The 2227-nt window shown below is 68.5% G+C and carries 1 protein-coding gene; it reads right to left on the minus strand.

Features of this window, described 5'->3' with window-relative positions:
* Nucleotides 1-390: 390 nt before the first annotated feature.
* Complete coding sequence (locus tag LZ199_RS45820; RefSeq protein WP_254000166.1) at nt 391-1788, minus strand: PD-(D/E)XK nuclease family protein; 1398 nt, start codon at nt 1786-1788, stop codon at nt 391-393.
* Nucleotides 1789-2227 lie beyond the last annotated feature (439 nt).

Consider the following 2227-nt stretch of genomic DNA (forward strand, 5'->3'; position numbering starts at 1 on the left):
ACCAAGGGAGCCATGGAGTTGCGGACCGCCGAGTCCGCAGGGTAGGAGTCCCCACCTGTCTCGGTCCTCTCCCTTTGGCCGGTTTTGAAGGGACCCTCTTTGGCCGGTTTTCACCTGACCATTGAGGCGTAGGGCAGGGGCGTGGCGGGGACATGCTCGCGCAGCTACACGGGCCGGGTGGCGCGCGTAGCTGGGCCTCCAGGGCCTCGATGTCCGCCGCCGTGTACGCGGTAGCGAGGTTCCGCCGAGGCAGGGCGAGGATGCGGCCGAGGTCCGCCGAGTAGCCCACTGGGGAGCGCCCGTAGACGGGGGCGCGCTCCTCGGGCGGCGGGGGGCTGGAGGGCGTGGACGTGACGCCCAGTCGTTCAAGTAGCCGCATCTCGAGCCCCTTCAGCGAGCACCGCGCACGAAGTCACCGGGACCGCACAGGGGCTCCAGGGCCTCGACGGCGAGTTGCAGCAGCTCCGAGTGGGCGAGGCCGAGGGCGGCGTAAGCACCGGGGGCCGGCGGCGCGTTGCGGATGGCCATGGAGAGCGCCCCCTTCCACCTGCCGAAGCCCAGCGTGCTCTCGGCTCCCGCGAAGCGCAGGTCCGCCACGCCGCCGGCCTCACTCACCTGGGCGGCCACCTTCGCCACGTACTCGGACAGGGACTCCGCGGGCATGTTGGGAACGCAGTCCACGAAGAGGCGCAGGCGCTCTCCCTGGGGGCTGGTGGCGGGCTCCTGGTGCTCGACACGCGGCGTGGCGACCGGGACGTCCAGGACCTTCGGCTTGCGTCCACGGCGCTTCGGCGCGGCGTCCGTGGCGATGGTGGGCGATGCGGGCGGTGCGTCAGGGGGCAGTACGGCGGCCACCTCGGCACCAGGGCAGGACACATGCAGCACGTCACCCGAGCGAAGCTTGCTGGTGTTCTCCGGCGTCATGGCCTCGCCGCACCTGTCGCATGTCCCCAGCGGCTCGGGGATGACCTGGTGGGGCACGGTGAGCTGGAGCTGCGCAGCGGTGTCGGGGGACTGGGGCTTGGGAATGAAGCGGTTCAACAGGGACATGGTGCGTTCTCCTGAAAGGCACTGCGCTTTGAAGGGGCACCCGCCGTACTTCTCGCAGGCACCGAAGTTGGGCGGCGCGTCGGCGGTGCGCATGGCGCGGGCCACCTCGCGCATGCGGCGCACCATGGGGACGACCTTCTCTGTCCACTCGCGCGTGACGTGCTCCACGCCCACCGTGGCCAACACGCTCTCCGCTCGCTTCGCGCCGCGCGTCTGGAAGTAGAGGTGCTCCAGCTCCAGCACGCGGACACCTGGGAAGCGCGCGTCGGAGAGGGCAGCCCAGACGCCGTAGCCCACCATCTGCAACCCGGCCTCGGTGCTCGCGTCCACCAGCTGCGTGGGCGTCGCCCCGTAGCGCGCCACGTTGGAAGAGAACTTGTGGTCTGTGACGCGCAGCACGCCTTCCGCGAGGCGGCGCGGGTTTATGAGGTCGATGTGGCCGATGAACGGGACACCGTCCGCCGACAAGGGCGACGGCGTGCCTAAGGACTCTTCAACCAGGAGGTCCGCACCCGGAGCTGGAAGCAGGTGGCGCCCCGCCCGCGCGATGTCGCCCAGGACGTCCTCGCCCGTGCGGAGGTAGTGCTCCAACTGCGCGTGCCCCTCGACGCCCAGGGCTTGCGCCTTCGTCTCGGGCTCAGGCAGCCGCAGCACCTTGGCGAAGTGCCAGCGGCGCGGACACAGGCTGAATTGCTTCAGCTGCGAGACGGAGAGGAAGTTGAGGACGCCCCCGTCCACGGCTCGACGACGGGGGCTTTCGACGGGCTGAAGTGCAGGAGCGTCCACACTCTCTTCAATGGGGACGCTTTCCGCGAGTGGTTCACGCCAACGCGGTTTTGTTGAGCCGCGTGCATGTCGAGAAGCTTGCGGAACCGAACATGGGCGAACTGCGCATGCTGCTTACTCGTCCGCGCCAGTGTCTATCCGCTGGAGTTGGTTGGTTCTCGTGTCCAGCAGGTACACGGCGTCGAAAGTCGATGTGACCTTGAGCCCCTCTGTCAGCGCTGAATCTGTCGCCTGGACCCATGATTCGCCAGTGACGAGAAGAAGGTAACTCCTCGCCGGAGCCCGTCGTGACAAGCGGGGTATGAGGTGAGGAGGTTGTCGCTCCATGGGTGGGACGAGGAGCGACGGTATGGATTTGGAGCAGATGAGGGAGACGTTGCGCGCGCAGGCG

The sequence above is a fragment of the Myxococcus qinghaiensis genome (assembly GCF_024198215.1).
Lineage (GTDB): Bacteria > Myxococcota > Myxococcia > Myxococcales > Myxococcaceae > Myxococcus > Myxococcus qinghaiensis.